21 protein-coding genes are annotated in these 20,517 nt (G+C 68.7%); 6 read left to right on the top strand and 15 right to left on the bottom strand.

The genetic code is table 11. The features are described 5' to 3' along the window. Nucleotides 1-53 precede the first annotated feature (53 nt). The 4 genes from ACSQ1W_RS17925 to glyQ form a co-directional block, all read right to left on the bottom strand. Nucleotides 54-1,838: an autotransporter assembly complex protein TamA gene (locus ACSQ1W_RS17925; protein ID WP_436045135.1), complete on the bottom strand. Its 1,785-nt coding sequence runs from the start codon at nucleotides 1,836-1,838 to the stop codon at nucleotides 54-56. Nucleotides 1,839-2,054: 216 nt separating this feature from the next. Further along, nucleotides 2,055-4,151, bottom strand: coding sequence for a glycine--tRNA ligase subunit beta (glyS, locus tag ACSQ1W_RS17920; RefSeq protein ID WP_436045133.1), 2,097 nt, complete (start codon nucleotides 4,149-4,151; stop codon nucleotides 2,055-2,057). Nucleotides 4,152-4,153: 2 nt separating this feature from the next. After that, nucleotides 4,154-4,810 (bottom strand): glutathione S-transferase family protein, encoded by a 657-nt coding sequence (locus ACSQ1W_RS17915; protein WP_436045132.1) that lies wholly within the window; start codon nucleotides 4,808-4,810, stop codon nucleotides 4,154-4,156. Continuing rightward, nucleotides 4,807-5,742, bottom strand: coding sequence for a glycine--tRNA ligase subunit alpha (gene glyQ / locus ACSQ1W_RS17910; RefSeq protein ID WP_192313011.1), 936 nt, complete (start codon nucleotides 5,740-5,742; stop codon nucleotides 4,807-4,809). Before glyQ ends, ACSQ1W_RS17915 begins: the two co-directional genes overlap by 4 nt. Nucleotides 5,743-5,833: 91 nt before the next feature. On the opposite strand from glyQ, the gene ACSQ1W_RS17905 reads away from it, so the two are divergent. Together ACSQ1W_RS17905 and ACSQ1W_RS17900 are read left to right on the top strand one after the other, a co-directional pair. Further along, on the top strand, nucleotides 5,834-6,565 hold the full coding sequence (locus tag ACSQ1W_RS17905; RefSeq protein WP_436045130.1) for a glutamine amidotransferase: 732 nt from the start codon (nucleotides 5,834-5,836) through the stop codon (nucleotides 6,563-6,565). Between the two features lie 31 nt (nucleotides 6,566-6,596). Then, nucleotides 6,597-7,478, top strand: coding sequence for a BPSS1780 family membrane protein (locus tag ACSQ1W_RS17900; protein ID WP_192274513.1), 882 nt, complete (start codon nucleotides 6,597-6,599; stop codon nucleotides 7,476-7,478). A gap of 165 nt (nucleotides 7,479-7,643) precedes the next feature. Here ACSQ1W_RS17900 and tatC read toward each other — a convergent pair whose 3' ends face one another. From tatC to ACSQ1W_RS17880, 4 genes are all read right to left on the bottom strand, one after another. After that, complete coding sequence (gene tatC, locus ACSQ1W_RS17895; protein WP_192274512.1) at nucleotides 7,644-8,402, bottom strand: twin-arginine translocase subunit TatC; 759 nt, start codon at nucleotides 8,400-8,402, stop codon at nucleotides 7,644-7,646. After that, the gene (tatB, locus tag ACSQ1W_RS17890; RefSeq protein ID WP_436045127.1) at nucleotides 8,399-8,911 is read right to left on the bottom strand and encodes a Sec-independent protein translocase protein TatB; all 513 of its coding nucleotides are present in this window, start codon (nucleotides 8,909-8,911) and stop codon (nucleotides 8,399-8,401) included. The genes tatC and tatB overlap by 4 nt, the downstream gene beginning before the upstream one ends. A 24-nt stretch (nucleotides 8,912-8,935) precedes the next feature. Continuing rightward, the gene (gene tatA / locus ACSQ1W_RS17885) at nucleotides 8,936-9,157 is read right to left on the bottom strand and encodes a Sec-independent protein translocase subunit TatA (RefSeq protein WP_062353690.1); all 222 of its coding nucleotides are present in this window, start codon (nucleotides 9,155-9,157) and stop codon (nucleotides 8,936-8,938) included. Nucleotides 9,158-9,238: 81 nt separating this feature from the next. Beyond that, a complete protein-coding gene (locus ACSQ1W_RS17880; protein WP_436045124.1) occupies nucleotides 9,239-10,096 on the bottom strand; it encodes a lipid-binding SYLF domain-containing protein in 858 nt (285 codons plus the stop codon). A 156-nt stretch (nucleotides 10,097-10,252) separates the two neighbouring features. Between ACSQ1W_RS17880 and hemH the strand changes: the two genes are divergently transcribed. Together hemH and ACSQ1W_RS17870 are read left to right on the top strand one after the other, a co-directional pair. Beyond that, nucleotides 10,253-11,221 carry a ferrochelatase gene (gene hemH / locus ACSQ1W_RS17875; RefSeq protein ID WP_436045122.1) on the top strand — a complete coding sequence of 323 codons (969 nt, stop codon included), beginning with the start codon at nucleotides 10,253-10,255 and terminating at the stop codon, nucleotides 11,219-11,221. Next, entirely contained in the window at nucleotides 11,218-12,063 is an 846-nt protein-coding gene (locus tag ACSQ1W_RS17870; RefSeq protein WP_436045120.1) for an alpha/beta fold hydrolase, read from the top strand. The genes hemH and ACSQ1W_RS17870 overlap by 4 nt, the downstream gene beginning before the upstream one ends. Here the strand turns inward: ACSQ1W_RS17870 and ACSQ1W_RS17865 are convergent. The 5 genes from ACSQ1W_RS17865 to ACSQ1W_RS17845 form a co-directional block, all read right to left on the bottom strand. After that, on the bottom strand, nucleotides 12,043-12,660 hold the full coding sequence (locus ACSQ1W_RS17865; RefSeq protein WP_436045118.1) for a hypothetical protein: 618 nt from the start codon (nucleotides 12,658-12,660) through the stop codon (nucleotides 12,043-12,045). The two genes, ACSQ1W_RS17870 and ACSQ1W_RS17865, sit on opposite strands and share 21 nt — an antisense overlap. Nucleotides 12,661-12,794: 134 nt before the next feature. Beyond that, a complete protein-coding gene (locus tag ACSQ1W_RS17860) occupies nucleotides 12,795-13,583 on the bottom strand; it encodes a YgjP family zinc-dependent metalloprotease (protein WP_436045117.1) in 789 nt (262 codons plus the stop codon). A gap of 40 nt (nucleotides 13,584-13,623) precedes the next feature. Beyond that, on the bottom strand, nucleotides 13,624-14,526 hold the full coding sequence (locus ACSQ1W_RS17855) for a recombination-associated protein RdgC (protein ID WP_192274505.1): 903 nt from the start codon (nucleotides 14,524-14,526) through the stop codon (nucleotides 13,624-13,626). A 64-nt stretch (nucleotides 14,527-14,590) separates the two neighbouring features. Beyond that, complete coding sequence (ttcA, locus tag ACSQ1W_RS17850) at nucleotides 14,591-15,493, bottom strand: tRNA 2-thiocytidine(32) synthetase TtcA (protein WP_436045115.1); 903 nt, start codon at nucleotides 15,491-15,493, stop codon at nucleotides 14,591-14,593. A 55-nt stretch (nucleotides 15,494-15,548) separates the two neighbouring features. Next, complete coding sequence (locus ACSQ1W_RS17845; RefSeq protein WP_436045113.1) at nucleotides 15,549-16,664, bottom strand: hypothetical protein; 1,116 nt, start codon at nucleotides 16,662-16,664, stop codon at nucleotides 15,549-15,551. Between ACSQ1W_RS17845 and ACSQ1W_RS17840 the strand changes: the two genes are divergently transcribed. Beyond that, nucleotides 16,663-17,031: a YdcH family protein gene (locus ACSQ1W_RS17840; RefSeq protein ID WP_436045111.1), complete on the top strand. Its 369-nt coding sequence runs from the start codon at nucleotides 16,663-16,665 to the stop codon at nucleotides 17,029-17,031. The genes ACSQ1W_RS17845 and ACSQ1W_RS17840 overlap by 2 nt on opposite strands. A 63-nt stretch (nucleotides 17,032-17,094) precedes the next feature. Here the strand turns inward: ACSQ1W_RS17840 and ACSQ1W_RS17835 are convergent, their stop codons facing one another. Continuing rightward, on the bottom strand, nucleotides 17,095-18,063 hold the full coding sequence (locus tag ACSQ1W_RS17835; protein ID WP_436045109.1) for a HEAT repeat domain-containing protein: 969 nt from the start codon (nucleotides 18,061-18,063) through the stop codon (nucleotides 17,095-17,097). Between the two features lie 367 nt (nucleotides 18,064-18,430). Here ACSQ1W_RS17835 and ACSQ1W_RS17830 point away from each other — a divergent pair, with 367 nt between their 5' ends. Continuing rightward, entirely contained in the window at nucleotides 18,431-19,150 is a 720-nt protein-coding gene (locus tag ACSQ1W_RS17830) for an N-acyl amino acid synthase FeeM domain-containing protein (RefSeq protein WP_436045107.1), read from the top strand. 12 nt (nucleotides 19,151-19,162) lie between these two features. Here ACSQ1W_RS17830 and ACSQ1W_RS17825 read toward each other — a convergent pair whose 3' ends face one another. Beyond that, complete coding sequence (locus tag ACSQ1W_RS17825) at nucleotides 19,163-20,281, bottom strand: helix-turn-helix transcriptional regulator (RefSeq protein ID WP_436045105.1); 1,119 nt, start codon at nucleotides 20,279-20,281, stop codon at nucleotides 19,163-19,165. Nucleotides 20,282-20,517 lie beyond the last annotated feature (236 nt).

Raw genomic sequence — 20,517 nt, 5'->3', positions numbered from 1 at the left:
GATGCGCGCGTCGCGCTCTTCGGGCGTGAGGTTGTCCGGGAGCTTGTGCTTCCTCACAGATCCGTCCCGATGTTGAGGTAGATCTGGAAGCTGGAATCCGGGTCGTTGAGGCCATGCGCCACGTCGAGCCGCACCGGTCCCACCGGCGAGCGCCAGCGGAAGCCGATGCCCACGCCGGTGCTCAGGTCGGGACGCGTGCCGTCGAAGGCGCTGCCGGTGTCGACGAAGACGGCGCCACCGAACGGTCCGCCGTTCGGATACAGCTCGTACTCGACGCTGCCGGTCAGCACGTTCTTCGCACCCAGCGCATAGTCGCCGCGCCGCGGGCCGACTTCGCGCCAGGCGTAGCCGCGGATGCTGCGGTCGCCGCCGGCGAAGAAGCGCAGCGACGGCGGCATCGCCACCAGCGAGCTGGTGAAGGTGTGGCCGTACTCGCCGCGCACGATCAGCGCGCTGTTGGTCTTGTAGCGCTGCGACCACCGCGCACGCATGTGGAACTGCATGAAGTTGGCGTCCGACCCCGCGCCGTCCACGCCGCCGCGCAGCAGGATGGAGCCGGCCAGCTGGTCGGGCCGGTTCGAACCCACCGGCGAGTTGGTGTAGTCCGCGCGCAGCGACGGGTAGGTGAACGTGGCGTACTGCACGGTGGTGTCGGGCAGGCCGGTGAGCGGATCGTTCTCGACGTAGCGCCAGCGTTCGCGCAGCGCATGGATCGACGCGACCGCCGTCCAGTCCTCGCTGACCTGGCCGCTGCGGCTGCCGGTGAACTCGACATGGCGCAGGTCGATGTAGTCGGTCTGCTCATCGCTGGCCTGCACGCCGACGGTGTACCAGCCGTCCAGCCACTTGAACGCCGGGATGCGGTACTGCGTCAGCAGCGTCTTGCGCTTCTGCGCGTAGTCCAGGTGGGTGGACAGCTTGTGTCCGCGCGAATTGACGTAGCGACGGTCCAGGCCCAGCCGGATACCGGGACCGCTCTCGGTGCCGTAGCTGAGGCCGGCGGTGTAGATGTCGCGCTTGGCCAGCTCCAGGTTCACGTCGATCGGCACGCGGCCGTCCTCGGCCTTGTCGGGATTGGCCTGGATGTCGATGCTGGAGAAGTAGTCCAGTCCCACCAGCGACTCGCGTAGGCGGTCCAGCTTGCCCTGGTGGAAGTAGCTGCCTTCTTCCCAGTACACCAGTTTCTCCAGCAGGCCGGGATCGAACTTGTCCTGGTGGAAGGTGGTGGTGCCCATGTCGTAGCGGATGCCGCTGACCCAGCCCAATGCGATGTCGGCGGCGTGGTCGGCGCGCGTGACCTCGACGCGCCGGTGGGTGAAGTCGGCATCGAAGTAACCACGGTCCGCGAGGCGCCGCACGATGGCCAGCTTGCTGGCCTCGTACGTGGTGTGGTCGAAGACGTCGCCGACGGCGGGCGCGAACGCCGCCAGGTCTTCCTTGAGGTAGCGGTCGTCGCCACCTTCGCCCTCGATCGAGAGGTCGCGCTTGCGCACGCGTACCGGTTCGCCGAGATCGACGCGCACGGTCACCGTCAGGCGTTCGTCGTCGGCGCCGTCGGTGCGGGGCGCGTCGAGGGTGACGGTGGGCGAGTAATAACCGAACGGTTCCAGCGCTTCGCGCGTTTCGGCGACGGCCTCGCCCAGCAGGTATTCCAGCCGTGACTCGCCCAGTCGCTTGCCCAGCGAGTCGTTCAGCGACAGCGCGGCGTTGATGTTCTCGACCATCAACTCGTCGTCCAGCCCTTCGACCTGCACCTTGTCGACGATGGCCGCGGCCCAGGCCGGAGCCGTGGCGGCGAGCAGGACGACGAAGGTGGCGAAGCGGGGGAATCGACGCATGCGGGGAGGATACCCGGTGCAGGTTAAGCAGGGTGAAGGGGTGCGCTGTTCGAGCGAGTAGCGGTTCACGAGAACCGGCGGTTATTGCGCTGAGTCCCAACCATCGTCATCCCGGCGAAAGCCGGGACCCAGTGTCTTTAGCGCGCGACCTTGGATCTGACAGAAGTCGCTGGGTCCCGGCCTTCGCCGGGATGACGGCGGAGACGGCGCGGGGACTCAGCTCGACAGATGCTCGATCGCCGCGACCGCACGGAAGCGGTCGGCCAGGCGCTTCAGCAGGGCCAGGCGGTTGCCGCGCACGGCCAGGTCGTCGGCGTTGACCATCACGCTGTCGAAGAACGCGTCGACCTGCGGACGCAGGCGTGCGAGGTGGTTCAGTACGGTCACGTAGTCGTGGTGGTGCAGGGCTTCGTCGGTCTCGCCGAGTACGGCTTCCACCGCTTCGGCCAATGCGCTTTCGGCCGGGTCGTTCAGCAGTGACCGGTCGATCGCATGCGGGATGGCGATGTCGGCCTTCTTCAGGATGTTGCCGATGCGCTTGTTCGCCGCGGCCAGTGCTTCGGCTTCCGGCAGCGTCGCGAAGGTGCCGATGGCATCCAGGCGCGTGTCGAAGTCGTACAGCGACGCCGGCTTCAGTTCCGCCACCGCGGTGAAGTGCGCGGCCGGCACGCCCTTGTCAGCGTAGTAACTGCGCAGGCGGTCGAGGATGAAGTCGTAGAGTTCGTTGCCGTCGGCGAGCGCGGTGGCGTTGTCCTTGCCGGTCGGCAGCGGACCGATCGCCTCGATTGCCTTGGCGATCAGGTCCTTGATCGAGAGGTTGAACCCGCTCTCGATCACCGTCCTCGCCAGGCCCAGCGCATTGCGACGCAGCGCGAACGGATCCTTGTTGCCGGTCGGCTTCAACCCTGCAGCGAAACCACCAGCCAGCGTGTCCAGACGCTCGGCGATCGCCAGCACCTTGCCCAACGGCGACAGCGCGATGTCGTCGCCGGCGAAGCGCGGCTGGTAGGCCTCGTCGATGGCCAGCGCGATTTCTTTCGGCTCACCGGCGGCGAGGGCGTAGTGGCGGCCGGCGATGCCCTGCAGCTCCGGGAACTCGTTGACCATGCGCGACTGCAGGTCGTTCTTCGCCAGTTCGGCGGCGCGGCGCGCCTGCGCCGGATCGGCGCCGACCTGCGCGGCGATGGTCTCGGCCAGCGCGGCCACGCGCGCGACCTTGTCGGCGACGCTGCCCAGCTTGGCCTGGTAGGTGACGGTCTTCAGGCCGTCGCCCATCGAGGCGAGGCCCTGCTTCAGGTCTTCGTCGAAGAAGAACTTCGCATCGGCGAAGCGCGGACGGATCACGCGCTCGTAGCCCTTGCGCACTTCCGCAACGTCCTGCGACTGGATGTTGGCGATGCCGATGAAGTGCTCGGTCAGCTTGCCGCCGTCGCTCAGCACCGGGAAGAACTTCTGGTTGATCTCCATCGTCTCGATCAGCGCTTCCTGCGGCACGGCGAGGAACGCGGATTCGAAACTGCACAGCACCGCCGCCGGCCATTCGGTCAGGCAGACGACCTGCTCCAGGTTGTCGTCGGTGATGCGCGCGCTGCCGCCGGCCTGCGCCGCGGACTTCTGCACTTCATCGACGATGCGCGCACGGCGGGCATCGGGATCGACCAGCACCTTCGCGCTTTCCAGCGCGATGACGTACTCATCGGGATTGTTGATCCACACCGGCTTGTCGTGCTCGAAGCGATGGCCGCGGCTCATCCGGTCGGACGTCACGCCCAGCACCTCGGCCGGCACCACGTCCTTGCCCAGCAGCAGCACCAGCCAGTGCACCGGCCGCGCGAACGCGTAGTCGTGGTCGCCCCAGCGCATCGGCTTGGGGATCGGCATGCCGGCCAGCGCTTCGCGCACGATCTCGGCCAGCAGGTCGGCGGTCTTCGCGCCGGGCTTCACCGCGCGATGGACGAAGCGTTCGCCCTTGCCGTCGGTGGTGCGTTCCAGCTGCGTCCAGTCGATGCCGGCCTTGGCGGCGAAGCCTTCCAGCGCCTTGGTCGGCGCGCCGTTCGCGTCCAGCGCGATGTTGAGGTACGGGCCGAGCACTTCGGACTTCTGCTCCGGCTGCTCCACGTCCACCGCCGGCAGCAGCACCGCCAGGCGGCGCGGGGTGTACAGCGGCTTGGCGTCGCCACGTTCGAAACCGATGCCACGCTTCTCCAGCGCCGTGGTCACGCCATCGAAGAAGGCCTGCGCCAGGCCGGGCAGCGCCTTGACCGGCAGCTCTTCGGTGCCCAGTTCGATCAGCAGGGAGGAGGTCTGGCTCATCTTCAATCCTTCGCGGGGGCCGCGGCGCCGGGAACCGGCGCATCGAACGGCACGTAGAACTTCTGCAACACCGGCAACGCCTCGTAACGCGCGACGCGCGCGGACAATGCCGGGAATGCATCCAGGTCGAACGGCACCGCATCTCGCACATAGGTGCAGAAACAGGCCAGGGTGATGTCGGCCAGGCCGATGCGATCGCCGATCAACCATTCGGCGTCACCGGCGTCGACGCAGGCGGCTTCGAGTACCTGCAATGCGCCACGCATCTGCGTGTTGCAACGGTCCAGCCACGGCTGATGGCTTTTCTCGGCGGGGCGGAACACGCGCTCCATGACCTGCAGCAGCGCCTTCTCGACCGCGCCGGTGGCATAGCCGACCAGCTTCAGCGCCTGCCGGCGCTGCGCGCCGTGCGGCGGGAGCAGTGATGAACCATCGGTTGCCTGGCCATCCAGCCAGTCGAGGATCACCGCCGATTCGGTCAGCGCCTCGCCATCGTCCAATACCAGCACCGGCACGCGCCCGAGCGGGCTGTACTCGCGGATGCGGTCGAAGTCGCGGCCCACCGACCAGTCGCGGTGTTCGAACGGCACGCCGTGCAGCTCCATCGCCACGGCGACGCGCCGTACGAACGGCGAATCGAACATGCCGATCAGGATCACGCGGCGCTGTCCCGCTTCAGGCCCGGGAAACCCAGCTTCTCGCGCTGCGCGTGGTACGCCTCGGCGACGGCCTGCGCCAGCTTGCGCACGCGCAGGATGTAGCGCTGGCGCTCGGTGACGGAGATCGCGCGGCGCGCGTCCAGCAGGTTGAAGCTGTGGCTGGCCTTGGTGACCTGCTCATAGGCAGGGAGGGGAAGGCCGGCTTCGACCAGCTTCAGCGCTTCCTTCTCGCAGGCGTCAAAGCGGTGGAACAGCTCGGCCACGTCGGCGTGCTCGAAGTTGTACGTGCTCTGCTCGACTTCGTTCTGGTGGTAGACGTCGCCGTAGGTGACCACGCCCTGTGGACCGACGGTCCACACCAGGTCGTAGACGTTGTCGACGTTCTGCAGGTACATGCAGAGGCGCTCGAGGCCGTAGGTGATCTCGCCCAGCACCGGGCGGCATTCCAGGCCGCCGGCCTGCTGGAAGTAGGTGAACTGGGTGACTTCCATGCCGTTCAACCAGACTTCCCAGCCCAGGCCCCAGGCGCCGAGGGTCGGCGATTCCCAGTTGTCCTCGACGAAGCGCAGGTCGTGCACGCGCGGATCGATGCCCAGCGCCTTCAGCGAGCCCAGATAGAGCTCCTGCAGGTTGTCGGGGTTGGGCTTCATCACCACCTGGTACTGGTAGTAACGCTGCAGGCGGTTGGGGTTTTCGCCATAGCGGCCGTCGGTGGGGCGGCGGCTGGGCTGCACGTAGGCGGCATTCCACGGCTCCGGTCCCAGCGCGCGCAGGAAGGTGGCCGGGTGGAAGGTGCCGGCGCCGACTTCCAGGTCCAACGGCTGGATCAGCACGCAGCCCTGTTCGGCCCAGTACTGGTTCAGGGTCTGGATCAGGGCCTGGAAACTGAGGCCCTGGAAGGTGGTTGCCGATGAAATGGTTTGTCCGGCCATCGCGTTATCGTGCACTGCGGAAAAGCGGGCTAGTATACGGGCAAGCCCTTGTCCTTCCGCCGCTTTTCGCCCGTTCGCCGCCGTCGTGGATATGCCCGTGAAAGCCCCTTTCCTCATCGTCGAAACCGGCCAGCCGGTGCGCTCGATGCGGCGCTATGGCGGCTTCCCGCACTGGATCCGCGTGGCCGCCGGACTGGAAGCGGACGAGACCGTGGTGGCCAACGTCGAACGCGGCGATGCCTTGCCCGCGCGCGAAGGCTTTGCCGGCGTCATCGTCAGCGGCTCCGCCGCGATGGTCACCGACCGCGCCGACTGGAGCGAGCGCAGTGCCGACTGGCTGCGCGATGCCGCCCATGAAGGCCTGCCGCTGCTGGGCATCTGCTACGGACACCAGTTGCTGGCGCACGCGCTCGGCGGTGAAGTCGCCTACAACCCGGCCGGGCGCGAATCTGGCACGGTCCACATCGACCTGCATCCGCATGCGCAGGACGATCCGCTGTTCTCCGCGCTGCCGCTGAAGTTCGCCGCCCACGCCACCCATGTGCAGACCGTGGCGCGGCCGCCGGAAGGCGCCACGGTGCTGGCGCGCTCCGAACAGGATGGATGCCATGCCTTCCGCTGGCGCGACCGCGCCTGGGGCGTGCAGTTCCACCCCGAATTCGCCACCCACCACATGCGCGGCTACGTGCATGCCCGCGCCGACCACCTGCGTAGCGAAGGCCGCTGCCCGGGCACGATCGCCCGCAGCGTGACGGCGGCGCCGCAAGCCCGCAAACTATTGCGGCGGTTCGTCCGCCATGCGCGCGGCCTGCACGCGCGCTGATTCACCGCTGCACACCCCTCAGAGAACCCCGATGTCAACGATCAACAAGGTGCCGGCCAGTGCCGGCGCGGAATGGCTGCTGGCGGGCTTCGCGCTGCTGAAGCGCGCGCCGGTGCCGCTGGCCACGCTTGCTGTGCTGTGGGGATTGATGTCGATGGTGGTGGCGCTGGTCGCCGTGACGCTGCCGGCGATGACGCTGGCGATGCAATTCCTGTTGGTGCTGGCTGGCCCGCTGTTCTTCGCGGGCATGCTGTGGGCCGTGCGCGAAGTCGACCAGGGACGCGCGGCGCAGCCCTCGAACCTGCTGCAGCCGGTCCGCGATGGCCACGCGCCCGCGCTGCTGGCGACGCTGTTGCCGCAACTGCTGGCCGCGCTCGTGATGGGCGCGCTGCTGTTCGTGATGGTGGGGACCGAACAACTGCAGCATCTGGCCGATGTCTACCAGAAGATGCAGACGATCGCGGCCGCCGGCGGCCAGCCCGATCCCTCACTGGTCGAAGGGCTCCCGGCCGGTCGCCTGCTGCTGTGGCTGTTGCTGGTGGCGGTCGTCTTCGTGGCGGTGAAATGGATGACGTTCATTGCGTCGCCGCAGATCCTGTTCTCCGGCACGCATGTCATCGACGCCATGCGCAACAGCCTGCGCGCCTGCGTGCACAACTGGACCGCGATGCTGGTGTTCTACCTGCTGGCGGGTATCGCCATCTTCGCGGTCGGCATGGGATCGCTGCTGGTCGCGTCTATCCTGGCGCTGGTCGTCGGTGGTGCCATCGCAATGGGGCTGTGGCAGTTCACCTTGATGGCATTGGTGATGCCGGTGCTTGCGGGTGCCGCCTACACCGCATGGCGACAGATGCTGGGCGAGGGCGCGGCCACGCCGGGCGCACCAACGGCGCCCTCGCGGATCGAGGTCTGAGGCCGGCGCAAGCGCCGACGCTGCATCCAGTAGAGCCGAGCTTGCTCGGCTGAGCCGCCAACCGACGGCGGCCGAAGAGCAGCGGAGCAAGCTCCGCTCTACGAAAAGCGCGCCCACGCTCGGGCCACGCCGGTGCCGTGGAGGCGGATTTGCCTTGCCGAGCGACTACGGCGTCTCGGGCGCCGGTTTCGGCTTCAGCCAGCCCGCCGCGATGATGCCCAGCTCGTACAACAGGCACATGGGGATGGCGAGCATCAGCTGCGACACCACATCGGGTGGCGTGATCAGCGCGGCGATGACGAAGACGCCGACGATGGCGTAGCCGCGGCCTTCGCGCAGCTGCTGCGGCGTCACCCACCCCAGCAGCACCATGATCACCAGCGCCACGGGCAGCTCGAAGCTGACGCCGAAGGCCAGGAAGATCACCATCACGAAGTCGAGGTACTTCGCCGGATCCGGCGCCAGCGTCACGATGTCCGGCGTGAACACGGTCAGCGCGTGGAACACGCTGGGCAGCACCAGGAAGTACGCGAACGCGCAGCCGGCATAGAACAGCGCGATGGCCGAGACCAGCAGGGGCACCGCCAGTCGTTTCTCGTGCTTGTACAGGCCGGGTGCGACGAAGCTCCATGCCTGGAACAGCAGCCATGGCGAGGACAGGAACAGGGCGAGGAAGAACGCCAGCTTGATCGGCGCGAAGAACCCGGATGTCGGGTCGCTGGCGATCATCTGCGTGGCCTGTCCCGCGGGCAGCTGGGAGATCAGCGGCTGGGCGAGGCGATCGTAGAGCTGGCGCACGAACGGCAGCAGCGCGAGCAGGATGATGCCGGTCCCTGCGAGACCGCGCACCAGCCGCGTGCGCAGTTCCAGCAGATGTTCCATCAGGCTGCTCTCGGCTTCCTGCTCCGGGGATTCGCGGTTCATCGCGGATCCTTCGGCGGGAACAGATCGGCGGTCGTGCCCGTTTCGGGCGCGTGCGTTTCGTCCTGCGGAGCATCGACCTGCATGTCGGTCGTCGAAGCGAGGCGGCCTTCCTCCTCGAGCACCGGCTCGGGATCGGCTGCCGCAGGCGCAGCCGGCGGTTTCGCGAGCGCGGGCGGCGTGATGGAAGATTCGATGTCGTCGCGCAGCGCCTGTGCGTCATCGCGGGCGGCCTGCCGCAGGTCCTCGAACTGGCGCTCGGTTTCGCGCGTGCTGTCGCGGATGCGCTGCTCGGTATCGCGCAATGCGTCCTGCGCGTCCTTCAGGTTGCGCTTGAGTTCCTCAGAGGCGAGCTCGCGTTCCAGCTCGTCCTTCACCGAATACCACTGCGCGCGTGCGCGGCGCACCCACAGGCCGGCAAAGCGCGCGGCCTTGGGCAGGCGTTCGGGACCCAGCACGATCAGCGCGACGATGGCGATGACCAGCAGTTCACTGAAACCGATGTCGAACATGGTCGCGGCGGGCGTCCCGCCGGATCAGTTGGCGTCGCGGTCGCGCTCTTTGGCGGCGCTGGACTCATCGGTGCGCGACTGGTCGTTCAGCTGGCCGGCCGGCTTGTCGTCGTCCTTCATGCCCTTCTTGAAGCCCTTGACCGCTTCGCCCAGGTCCTGGCCGGCGTTGCGCAGGCGCTTGGTGCCGAAGACGAGCAATACGACCACCAGCACGATGATCCAATGCCAGATGCTCAAACCGCCCATGGTGTGCTCGCAGGAAAGTTGGGGCGCTCAGGATAGCGCAGGCGGACCGCCGGGATGGCGATCCACCGCCCATTACTTCCGTTACGGGGTGCCGTCCAGCGGCTCGGTGCGCACTTCACCTTCCTGCACGGGCTCGAAGCCCTGCGTCTGCACGGGCGCTTCGACGACCACCGGTGCGACGGCGGGTGCGGGCGCGCGCGCCGTCGTCTGCGTGGGGGTGCCGCTCGTACCGCGGTTGCCGCGGGCAAGCTCGGTGACTTCTTCCAGTTGGTCGCGGAAGCCGACCACGGCATCCGACGGCTGACCCGCGCGGCTCTCGAAGATGGCGCGCGGCGTGGCGGCGCTGCCGTAGACCGAGGTATTGGCTTCGTCGTCGATCTGGAGCACGGCACCATCGAGTGCCACGCCGGCGAACAGGCCGCGCGCGCGCGACCACGACCAGATCTCGGCCTTCAGCTGGCCATCGGTGGACGCGCTGGCATTGCGGCCGACGGGGCCGGCGGCCACGCCGGCATCGGCGCCGAGGGTGAACTTGCCGTTGACGATGGAGTCGAGCGAGCGGTCGTTGCGGAACACCAGCACCACGTCCGACGACTGCACGCCGGCCTGGAAACCGATGCTGCCGCCGGTGAGCTTGATGAAGACCGGTTGCGACCAGCTGCCATCGGCGTTCTTCACCGACATCAGGCCGTGGCCGCGGCGGCCGCCAATCACCAGGCCGGCTTTCAGTGTGTCCGGAATGACGACGATCGCCCTGCCTTCGTCGAGCAGCTTGTCGGGGATCCCGTTCTCGGGGATGCGCTGGATCTCGTTGAGCACGCGCACCGCGTTGGTGGCGCGCTCGTCTTCCTTGGGACCCGCAATGGCCTGGCCTGCGAACAGGGCGGCGGCCAGCGCGAGCGCGGTGGGCGGCAGCAGGCGACGGGAGGTGCGGTTCATGGCGGCTCCATAAGGGGGTTTCGCAGCAGGACGCTGCAACTGCCTGAAAGTAGGCGGGCTGTGATGAATCGGTGCTGACGCGTGCCGTCCCGTCTGCGGTGCGGCGAAAGGTCGCACGGCATCGGCGCGACTGCGACGCTCTGACACAATACGCGGATGCCAGCGACCACGCCCGCCACTGCACTGCTCCTCGTCAATCTCGGTACGCCTGAGGCGCCCACGGCGCCGGCGGTGCGCCGCTATCTGGCCGAGTTCCTCAGCGATCGCCGCGTGGTGCAGATCCCCTGGCTGCTGTGGCAGCCGCTGCTGCGCGGGTTGATCCTGCCGCTGCGCGGCCCGCGCGCAGCGGAGAAGTACGCCAGCATCTGGATGCCGGAGGGCTCGCCGCTCGCCGTGTACACGCGCCGGCTGGCCGAAGCGGTGCAGGCGCGATTGCCGGGGTGGCGCGTGCTCGACGCGATGCGCTACGGCCGGCCGGCGTTGGCCGGGCGGCTGCGTGCGCTGCGAGCCGAGGGGATCCGCCGCGTGGTGGTGCTGCCGCTCTACCCGCAATACTCCACGACGACCACTGAGTCGGTCCGCGACGTCGTGCTGCGCGAGGCCGCCGGCCTCGAAGTGCAGTTCATCGAGCAGTACGCGACGGATCCGCACTGGGTCGCGGCGGTCGTGGCCTCGGTCCGGCAATGGCGCGAGCGCCACACCGCCGGCGAACACCTGCTGTTCTCGTACCACGGCCTGCCGCAACGGCTGGCGCGCAACGGCGATCCGTACCCGCAGCAGTGCGAGGCCAGTACCCGCGCGATCGTGGAGGCGCTGGGCCTCGGTGAGGGGGAGTGGACGCTGACCTACCAGTCCCGCTTCGGCAAGGAGCGTTGGCTGGAGCCGGCCACCGACGCCACGCTGCAGGCGCTGGCGGCGCGTGGCGTGCGTCGGGTCGACGTGGTCTGCCCCGGCTTCGCGGTCGACTGCCTGGAGACGCTGGAAGAGATCGCGATGCAGAACGCCGAGCTCTTCCATGCAGCGGGCGGTGGTGAGCTGCGTTACCTGCCCTGCCTCAACGACGACGGCCTGCATGCGGACGCGCTGGCGGCGCTGGCGCGACGCATCGCCGGGGCGGATGCATGACGCTGCGCGAGTTCGATGTCGATATCCCGCTGGGGCGCATCACCGGGTTGCGTGCCGGTACCACCGGTCCCCGTGTGCTGGCGCTGCATGGCTGGCTCGACAATGCGGCGAGCTTCGTGCCGCTGGCTGCCCACCTGCGGGGGGTGCAACTGGTGGCGCCCGACCTGCCGGGCCATGGCCGCAGCGCGCATCTCGCGCCCGGCGCGGAATACACCAGCGGCGTGGCGGTCAATGCCGTGCTCGATATCGCCGACGCGCTGGGGTGGGAGACGTTCTCGCTGCTCGGCCATTCGATGGGCGCCGGCATCGCCAGTCTGATGGCGGCGGCCGTGCCGCAACGCGTGCAGCGGCTGGTGGTGATCGAAGCCCTGGGCGGTCTGGCTGAAACCGTCGAGCGCACCGCGGACCGCTGGCGCGAAGCGATCGCCGCGGCGCGCGCGCTGCCGGGCAAGCAGTTGCGTGTGTTCACCGATCTGGCGGCGCCGGTGCGCGCGCGCATGCTGGCGAACCAGTTGAGCGAGCCGGCGGCGCGCCTGCTGGTCGAGCGTGGCGTGCGGCCCGTGGAGGGGGGATTCGTCTGGAGCAGCGATCCGCGCCTGACCCTGCCCACGCCGCAACGGCTGGACGAAGCGCAGCTTTCGGCGCTGGTGGCCGGCATCACGTGTCCGACCACCGTCGTGTACGCGGATCCGCCGCAACCCTATTTCCCCGAACCACTGCGATCGCAGCGCGCCGCGCTGTTGCCCGATGGCCGGCTGCACGTGATCGCCGGCACGCATCATCTCCACATGGAGGATCCGGTCGGCGTCGCTACCCTGGTATCAGGATTTCTTCAGTCCTGAACCATCCCGCTTGGCCGCATGGAACGCCACGGCCAGTGCCACATCGCCTTTGCGGATCGGGGCGCTGCTCCGCCACCACGCGGCGGTGACCGCATCCAGCTCGCGATCCTCCAGCGCCAGCCGGCGCAGCAGGGTGATGTCTTCCGCGTTGGCCAGTTGTTCGTCGGGCAGGTAGTACTGCTCCAACGGCGCGCGCGCGGCTTCCGGCGTGCGGGTCAGGCGGGCGATGAGTCCGGCGACCGCCAGCCCGGACAGGATGTAGCCGGCGAGCAGCATCGGGATGGAGCCGGCGGTACTCCCCCGCCATGCCAGCGCTCCGGTGAATGGCAGCATCAGGGCCAGCAAGATGGCCATGCGATCGAAGCGCTGGATCTTGCCGGCCTGGCGGCGCCGCTCACGCGCCCGTGCGCCGGCTTCTTCCGCCGATATGCCCTTGCGGCTCATCACGGCGCGGCGCGCGTTGAGGCTGGTCGCGGTTTCGGTGACCGGCAGGTTGTACAGCGAGAACCCGCCCCCTCCCTGGGGAAGTCCGGGGCGGGACGTGCCCTGACGGAGTGGCGTGGCAGGCGGTTGTGGCGCGGGCGGGCGCTGGTTCATGGACGATGGCCGGCGAAGAGGAAGGCCGGGCGGCGGGCGAGCACCCTCTGCTGGCCCGCCGGTTCCGGCTCACCTGAAATCGTGACGAACGTCTCACTCAGGACATGGGGCGAAGTGACCGCCGGTCCGCGCGGTCAGCCCGTTTGCAGGAGCCGGTGCAGCCGCGCCTTGAGCCGGCGGCCCTCGGCGTGGAACCACGCCCGCTCAACGCGCCAGGAGGGAAAGCGGCTTTCGACTTCCCGCCAGAAGGCCGGCGAATGGTTGGCCTGCAGCAGGTGGCACAGCTCGTGGACGAGCACGTACTCGAACGCCGACGGCCTGCCCAGCACCAGCGCCAAGTCCAGCGTCAGGGTGCCATCCGGCGCCAGTGACCCCCATTGCGAGGACATCACCTTCAGGCGGATCTGGCGTGGCGCACGCGGAAGCCCGGCGAGGTAGGCCGGCAACCATCGCCCGATGTCCGTGCGCGCCTCGGCCTCGTAGAACGCGCGCAACGTACGCCGCAGGGTGACGTCGCTGACGCGCGCAGGCAGGCGCACATGGATGCCATCATCCAGCCGCTCGATGCGGGCGAAGCGGCCGTCGTGCCAGTGCAACGGAACGTCCTCGCCGCGCAGCGGCAGGTGCGGTGTGACGCCGGGAACGAAAGCGGGCAGGTCGTCGTGCGGCATGTGGCGCGCGAGCTGCTCGGCCAGCCAGCCGCGGTGCTGCTGCAGGAAGCGGTCGCCCGACACCAGGCTTGCGCGCCACGGCAAGGTCAGGCGCGCGCCACGCTCGTCGATGCTGAGCTTCAGCCGCTTCGCGCGAGGGTCGCGGACGCGCTGGATGTCCAGCGCGCGGCCGTCCTCCAGCGTCACCGTTACCGTATCGCGCTCCACGCTGCGCGGCGTGCGGGTGATCAGGCGCTGGAGCAGGGACGGCATGGGGCGATGGTAGTGGATGGGCCGCCGCGGTCGCGTGCGCTCAGTCGGCCTTGCTGAGCTTGAGCGCGTGTTCCAGCACCAGGAACAGGCGCTTCACTTCACCCGACATCAGGGCGAAGCGTGCATCCAGCTCGGCGCGCAGGTCGTCGTGCTCGGTGTTTTCCAACTGGTCGACCGCACCGTCGAGGAATTTCAGCTTGCGCACGATCAGGTCTTCGCCGAGGACGAAGGACACGTGGTCGTCCAGCACCAGCGCCAGCTTGGTGACCTGCTTGCCGGCTTCCAGGTGCTTGGCGATCTCGTCGCTCTGCAGCTCCTGGTTCTGGCACTTCACCACGGCGCCACCGTCCATCGCGTCCTTGAGCTCGCATTCCTCGCCCAGCGACAGCCCTTCCGGCAGGGCTTCGCCGGCGATCCAGCCGGTCAGCACGTTGCGCGGCGCCACTTCGGCGTTGAGCGGCAATGCCGGGAAGCTGCCCAGCGCGCGGCGCACTTCCGACACCACGTTCTCGCCGGTCTTGCGCGAGGACGCATCGATGGCGATGAAGCCGTGCTCCAGGTCGATCAGCGCGTCGGTGCGCGAGGGCTTCACGAAGGCGCGCGGCAGCAGTTCGTGCAGCAGGTCGTCCTTCAGTCGCTTGCGCGTCTTGCCGCCGGGCTTGCGGCCTTCCTTCGCCTCGATTTCCTGCAGCTTCTTCTGCAGCAGGTCGTTGACCACCGCGCCAGGCAGGATCTTGTCCTCGCCGCCCACGCTCAACCAGATGGCGTCGTTGATGCGGTGGGACAGCGCTTCCTCGCCACGGCCGAACGGCGAGATGAAGCCGCGCGAGGACAGTTCCAGCGGCCCGACCGGCTTGAGGGCGGCTTCCGGGAGCAGTTCATCGAGCTGGGAGAAATCGAGGGAGGTGGGGAAGCGGAACAGCGTCAGATTGCGGAAGAACATCGAAAGACAGGTCTCTGGAAAGCGGAAAGGCCATGCCGCGGTGGGCGTGGTCGAAAGGGGCGTATCAGGTCTCGTCGGCGACAGGATCGCCCACCAGCCACTGGGCCGCGCCGGGCAGTGCGGCGCCGTCGCGATGGCCGAGCGACAGGAAATCGAACAGGTTCGGATCGCTGAGCTGCGACGGGCGGATATCGCCGAGTGCCCGCGCGATAGTCTCGATGCGGCCGGGCGTCTCGCGTTCCCACGCGTCCATCATCTTCTTGACCTGCTTGCGCTGCAGGTTCTCCTGGCTGCCGCACAGGTTGCAGGGAATGATCGGGAAGCCCTTGGCCTCGGCGTACTCGGCGATGTCGTCCTCGCGGACGTACGCCAGCGGGCGGATCACCACGTGCTTGCCGTTGTCCGACAACAGCTTGGGCGGCATGCCCGACAGCTTGGCGTGGAAGAACATGTTGAGGAAGAACGTCGCCACCAGATCGTCGCGATGGTGGCCCAGCGCGATCTTGGTGAAGCCGTTCTCCTCGGCATAGCTGTACAGCGAGCCACGGCGCAGGCGCGAGCACAGCGAACACATCGTTTTGCCTTCCGGGATCACCCGGCTGACCACCGAATAGGTGTCCTGTTCGATGATGTGGAACGGCACGCCCACGCGCTCCAGGTACTCCAGCAGCACGTGCTCGGGGAAGCCGGGCTGCTTCTGGTCCAGGTTCACCGCGACCAGCTCGAAGCGCACCGGCGCCTTCTTCTGCAGCTGCAGCAGGATGTCCAGCATGGTGTAGCTGTCCTTGCCGCCGGACAGGCACACCATCACCTTGTCGCCGTCCTCGATCATGCCGAAGTCGGCGATCGCCTGGCCGACTTGGCGACGCAGGCGCTTGGCCAGCTTGCCCTGCTCGTGCGCGGCGCGACGCGGATCGGTGGCCGGACGGCGCAGGACGGGGTCGGGCAGGGGCAGGACGGTGCTCATGGCGCCATTCTACCCGGGCGTCCTCCGACCCTCGCCTCGCGCGGGACGGGTGCTGTCAGTCTGCGGCGGCGTCCTGCGGCGGCGTGTCCCCGGCGGCCGGTGCTTCGGGCTCCGGCGTGTCGCCTTCCGGCATCCACGTGGACGAGGGGTGCCGGCCCGGCATGGTGTTTCCTTCCGGCCAGGACAGCCACGCCATCGGGCCGCCGGCGCGGATCACCATGCCGTCGCGGGTTTCTTCCGGGATCGGCGGCATCTTCCAGAAACCGGGCTTGGGGAACGGCTGCAGGTTCTGCGCGTACAGGCGCGGCAACAGCGCCGCCGCCCGCGCCGCATTGGTCTCGATGGCCTGGCGCAGTGGCGCGCAGTCGTCGGCCACCCAGACGCGTGCGCGCTCTGTCGAGGCGTAGCGTAGCGACCACTCCGCCGAGCGCGCGTCCTTGAGGCGTTGCTGGTGGGTGGCGTAGCGGCCGGCGACACGCCGCCGCGCGTCGGCGTCGCCGCGATTGGCGGCTTCGACGAGCGCGGCTCCGCCGCCCTCGATCCACTCGGCCTGTGCCTCGTCCACCAACCGCTGCATGTCGTCGGGGGTCTTGGCGGGCAGCGGGGCGGCAGGACTGGCGACCGTGATCTGGCCGTCCCAGCTGACGCGGGAGTCCTTGCTGCCTTCGCCCTTCGGCGCGTACATCACCTGCACCGTGGTCAGCAGGTAGTCCAGGGCCGGTGTCAGTGCATAGCTGAGCAGCAGCATGTGGCGTTCGTCCTTGGCCGACACCACATCGTCCAGGGTCTGCTTGCCCGTCAGCACGTGGCGGGCGACGGTCGGTTGCCCCTGGTGGCGGGCGATGGGCTCCAGCGCATCCATGAAGGCCGTGCTTCCGTCCAGCAGGCACTGCCGTTCGCGCAGCAGGTCGTACGCAGGCTGCACGGTGGCGCGCGCTTCCTTCAGGCGCTGGTGCTCGATGCCGGCGACGACCAGGCCACCGATCAGGTTGCCGGCCAGCAGGGCGCCGGCCGGGATCGTGTTGGACACGACGGTCGGGGCGCCGGCAGGACCGACATAGGGCACCTGCATGCGGGTGCGGTCGTTCAGCGCGACCAGGTGCAACGGCGCGGCACGCAAGGTGTCCAGCGGCGGCGGTTGCCGGTCGGCGGCAAGAAGGGTGGGCGACATGGCGCACGACAACAGCGCCGCCATGCAGCAGCGTGAGAACACGGACATCGATTTTCCCCTGGACATGATGATGCCGGTCCCTCGCCGGCGGCCGATCCTAGCACCGGACAGGCACGCGCATGCGGTGACGATGCGGAGCGGGACGGTGTACGCTCGCGGCGTGGACATCGACAACCCCGCCGACATTGCCGAGAAGATCGCCGCGCTCCGGGTGGAGCACCGCGATCTGGATGAGGCCATCGTGCGGCTGGTCGACGACGAGGCCGCCGACGAGGTCGCGATCAAGCGGCTCAAGAAGCGCAAACTGTGGCTGAAGGACTGCATCGCGCGTCTCGAAAGCGCGCAGATCCCCGACGAGCCGGCCTGACCGCCGGAGACAGGGAAGACGAAGGCCCGCCTGAGCGGTCCTTCGGACCTCCGGGGCGATGCATCACCGATAAAGACGGACGACCTGCAGGGTCCAGTCGACTTCCTTGTCGCCGGCCTTCGCCTCGAGCGCGGCATGTTCCGCTTCCAGGAACGCATCCGCCGCGGGCGAATCCAGGTCGCCGATGGCTTTCAACGCCATGGCGCGGTCCTGCCAGAGGGTGCCGTCGCGGTAGATCGACGTCAGCAGGTCCAGCTGGTCGACCGCACCCAGCGTGCCCAGCGAAGAAATGGCCGCCAGGCGGACGTACTCGTCCGGATCGCGTGCCAGCGTCGCCATGGGGCCGATCGCGTTCGGGTTGTTGGTGAATCCCAGCGCGTACACGTCGAGATAGCTGTCGTCGCTGCGCGTGGCGATCTTCTTCACCAGGCGGTCCACGTCGGCATCGCTGTTGCGCGCGCCGTGCAGGCGTGCGGCGATCTTCGCGGCGAGTTCCTTGATGGCCAGCGACAGCGGCTGGTTGAAGGTGGGCTCGACGACCTCATCGAAGCTCCAGACCGGGACCTTGCCGCGCTTCACGAACACGCCCAGACGCTGCTTGCCTGTCGGCGTCACCAGGTCGCCGCCGAGGAAGGTCAGCGTGACGAACGGACTGAAGCCGTTCACGCGATGGTTCTGCATGCGGAACGCCGTCAGTTCCAGCGTCGGCAGCGCGTTGCCGCCCAGCTCGACCTGCGTGGGCAGGCCGCGCGCCGCCAGCTCCGCCTGCAGGTTCTTCGCGAGGTAGCCGGCGGCATCGAGCGGCGCGCCGTCCACCGTCAGCGCGGCCGGAAGGACGCCGCTGGAAAAGGCGCGGCCCGCACCCGGCCGCGCATCGACCAGCGCCAGCGTGGTGGCCGGCGCGGCGGTGCCGAACACCAGATGCTCGGAAGGTGCCGGATGGCGCACGGAATACGACTTGGGCGCGCAGCCCGCGAGCAGGGCGAGCGCGGCCACGCATGCGGCCATGCGGGCGAAATGACGTACGGACATTGAGTTCCCCTGTGTGGTGTGACGTTCCTTGTGGCGACCGGTCCCCACCGGACGCCGCGGGCGAGTATAGCCACGTCGACACGACTGACACGCGGGCGCGCGACGTCCTTCAGGGGCGACGCAATCTGACGCAGTGCGTCACTCCGGCGCAGGCCGCTGCACCACGTCCGGCGGCGCGCACCCGGCTACGCGCCGCCAAGAGGGGAAGAAGGAGTCGCGTGCGCGCGCGGCCGACAGTTGGCCCGATGCTTGCTTGAAAGCCCGGCGTGGGGATTTCCCCTACCGACTGACCGTCTGCCGTCCTGCCGGCGCCGCGGTTCCCGATGATCAGGCCCCGTGCGCTGTGGCGCCGTGGCGAGGGAGTGGCATGGAGCAGGACAAACCGTTCAACCACCGGATGCCGACCTCCGCCCGCGAGGCGCGGATCGCATCGGCGTCGGCCGAGGCGGCGCTGGCCGGCATCGGGCTGCGGACGCACCGCATCCAGCCGGGGGAATCCCTGGGCGACGTGCCACGCCTGCGACGGGAGGTCTACTTCCACGAGCAGGGCCAGTTCGGCGACCGCAGCAAGCGCGTCACCGATGGCCTGGACGATTGCGGCACCACGCTGGCGGTGGAAAAGGGCCAGCAGGCGATCGCCACATTGCGCCTGCACGATTTTTCGCCGCTGGCGGTGCAGGTGGAGTACGGCAGCCTGTTCCAGATCGACGATTTCGCGCGCACCTGGCCGCTGGCGCAGGTGGCGGTGGGTACGCGCTTCGCGGTGCAGGCCGACCAGCGCAGCAAGCCGGTGGTGGATCGCCTGATGGAAGAGGCGTATCGCTGGGCGCAGGAGGCGCGCATCCAGTACTGCCTGCTCGCCTGCGAGCCGTTCCTGCATGGAGTGTTCGAGCACTACGGCTTCCGCGAGTACCTCCCGCCGGCGATCCTGCCCGGGGGCGTGGATCTGCTGCGGATGGTGCTGGTGATGGAGGACGAGCCGTACCTGTCCGAGTGCGGCTCACCGCTGCACCGGTTGATCCGGGAGCCCGCGCGCGCGCTGCCCGCCAAAGCCTGGCTGACGCGCTCGTTCCACGCGATGTCCTGAGCCGCGGCGCGGTCAGCAGACCGCGTTGAGCGCACCCAGCAGCCGCACCAGCGCCGGCTGGCTGCGCTCGCCGGTCTTGTCGAAGACCACCTTCAATCGCGTTTGCGCGGTGGATACCGCCACGCCGCAGGCCTGCGCCGCGAGGGCGAGGTCGGCGTGCTGCAGCATGGCCACCGCGAGGCGGCGTTCGGCGTCGGTCAGGCCGAACAGATGGTGCAGCGCCTGTTCCAGCCGCGCGGGGCTCGCGGAGGCAACCGGCTGCGCGAACACCAGCAAGGCGGCGTCGCCCGCGATCAGCGGCGGCGCCAGGGGATGCGCGGTGATGGCGATGGCGCCGATGCCGGGCGCCTGTACCACCAGCTTTTCCACGTCGCCCGCCTGACCGTCGGGGCGCGCCAGCGTGGCGCGCGCCAGCAGCTGTTGCAGGGATGCATCCTGCCAGCCCGATGCGGACAGCTGGCCTGCAGTGCGATGCAGGACGCCGAGGCTGAGCAGGCGCTCGCCACCGGCATTGGCGCGCAGCAGCTGACGATTGGCGGACAGCGTGAACATGGCCATCGGTGCCTGGTCCAGCGCCGCCTCCAGCGACTCGACGCGCTGCTGCAGCAGGTCGAGCCGGCGCATGATGGCGTAGGCGTTTACCCAGTGCGGCACCACCCGCTGGAACAGGCCCAGTTCGTCCTCGTCGAACAGGCGATGCCGGTCGTCGCGGCAGATCGACAGGGTGATCGAATTGGCGCCGTCGTAATGACCCACCGCCGCGACCTGCTGCTCGACGCCGAACTGCCGGTAGTAGGCGTTGAAGATGTCGCTGCGCCGCATCTGCGCGTTCGGCAGGAGGTCTTCCGTATTGAAGACGCGGCCGGTGGCGAGGTGTGGCATCGCACGGCTGACCCAGGGATCGACATTGAGGTTCAGTGGACGCATTTCCGCCGCCATGCGTTCCGGATCCGCGCCGGCCACGCGCGCCACGCTGCCGCGACCGCAGGCGACATCGTGGCCGAGGATGCCGGTGAGATGGCTGTGCGTCGCCTGGCCCAGCAGGACGTTGAAGTCGTCCAGCCGGCTCGGGTCCAGGATCGATTCGTACAGCGGCTCGAGCACGCGCGCCAGGGCGTGGTCGTCGTTCATCGGTGTTCCCCCTTGGCGGCGCGCGGATCGCGTCCCGCGCCATCTTCGCCGCAGTTAATTACGAAACGCGTCCGCGCACAAGCCGGATTCCGCGCCCGCGTCAAGTCCGGAACGGGAGTGCGCGCGTCTGTCGCAGGTCGCTATCGTCCGCACAGGGGCGCGATCGCCGCACGCGGTGGATCGCACGGGGCCATGGGGATGGCGTCGGGGGATGCGCAGGCTCAAGGACGGCAAGT

The organism is Pseudoxanthomonas sp. LjRoot143 (assembly GCF_964252945.1).
Classification (GTDB): Bacteria; Pseudomonadota; Gammaproteobacteria; order Xanthomonadales; family Xanthomonadaceae; genus Pseudoxanthomonas_A.
Note: the sequence above shows the minus strand (reverse complement) of the source record. Positions and strands in the feature narration are given on the sequence as shown.